Source organism: Streptomyces parvulus (assembly GCF_014648855.1).
Taxonomy (GTDB): Bacteria; Actinomycetota; Actinomycetes; order Streptomycetales; family Streptomycetaceae; genus Streptomyces; species Streptomyces parvulus.
Map to the genome: position 1 here is coordinate 1 of NZ_BMRX01000047.1, position 1,416 is coordinate 1,416.

General features: G+C 70.1%; 1 protein-coding gene and 1 pseudogene. Both read left to right on the forward strand.

What is annotated here, in order from left to right; translation table 11 throughout:
• Window positions 1–879, forward strand: a pseudogene (locus IE108_RS34630) (hydrolase); the annotation flags it as partial.
• 73 nt (window positions 880–952) lie between these two features.
• Window positions 953–1,416: COG1470 family protein (locus IE108_RS34635; RefSeq protein WP_444545611.1), on the forward strand; the 464-nt coding region annotated here is incomplete at its 3' end.

Here is a 1,416-nt window from a genome sequence, read left to right on the forward strand (position 1 = left end):
ATCTGGTTCGGGTCGAAGGAGGAGCGGCCGTACACGTTGTCGGTCAAGCGCTCCGGTGTCGACCCGACGGAAGTGGAAGGCACATACGTCCAGCGGGGGTTCCTCCCGCGCTGGCTGGCCACCTTCTTCGGGATCTTCCTGGCGTTGGCGCTGGCGTTCGTGATGATCTGGATCGCGTACAAGCCCCAGGTCTCCTCCAAGGCCACCGAGCAGACGGAGCAGGCCGGCGCGGCCCTCGCCCCCAGCCCCAGCGCCGCCCCCGAGACGCTGCCCAGCACGGCACCCTCCGCCCCCGCCGAATCCCCCGCGGCCCAGCCCGCCGCGCCGGAACCGAAGGACGACGGCGCCGGTGGCGGCGGCGGTGGCGGCGGCGGGGAGCCCAAGCCGCCGACGAAGAAGCCCAAGCCGGTGGTGCGCACCGCGGCCACCGCGGTCAAGGAACTGGCCGCACGCAGCGACGGCCGGCACATCTGCTACCGCGCCTACGTGGCCGACAAGGGCTGGCAGCAGCCGGTGTGCGACGGCGCCGAGGCCGGCACGGTCGGCAAGAACCTGCCGATCAAGGTGCTCAACATCGCCGTGTCCGGCACGAAGGGCGTCTCCGGCAACGGCGCCCACGTCGTCGAGGGCTGGCTGACCGGCGACAAGTGGGAGAGCGAGGGCGACGGCGTCGACATGTACCTCGGCAGCTCCAAGGAGGCGGTCTCGCCGCTGGAGGGGTTCACCCTCAAGACGACGGAGGGCATCGTCTGCCCCAACACCCACGTCAAGGACAAGGGCTGGCAGAAGCAGGGCTGCACCGAGGCCGGCAACTGGCGCTACTTCGGCTCCCCGATGGACCAGCGGCTCCAGCTGGAGGCGGTCCGGATCACCGTGTGACCCGACCGGCGGGGCAATTCGTTCTGCCCGGCAGCTTCCTGACGCCGCGACGGGGCTCACGTAACGTCGCGGCGTGAGCCTTTGGACTTCCCTCGAGCCCGCGTCCGCCACCGTCGACCCCGGCAGCAGCACGCGTGTGCGGCTCCGGGTGCGTAATACCGGTGATGTCGTCGACGAGTACCGGTTCGAGCCCGTCGGGGACGTGTCGCCCTGGACGACGGTGGAGCCCCAGACGCTGCGCCTGTACCCCGGGACGACGGGGACGGTGGAGTTGACGTTTGCTCCGCCGCGGACGTCGGATGCGGTGGCGGGGCCGAATCCGTATGCGGTGCGGATTACGCCGACGGAGCATCCGGATGCGGTGACGGTTCCTGAGGGGAATCTGACGATTACGGCGTTCACCGAGGTGCGTGCGGAGTTGGTGCCGCCGACGGTGAAGGGTCGTTTCCGGGGGCGTCCGCGGTTGGCGGTGGACAACGTCGGTAATACGAAGGTGACGGCGTCGGTCGCGGGTGCGGATACCGGGGATCATCTGTC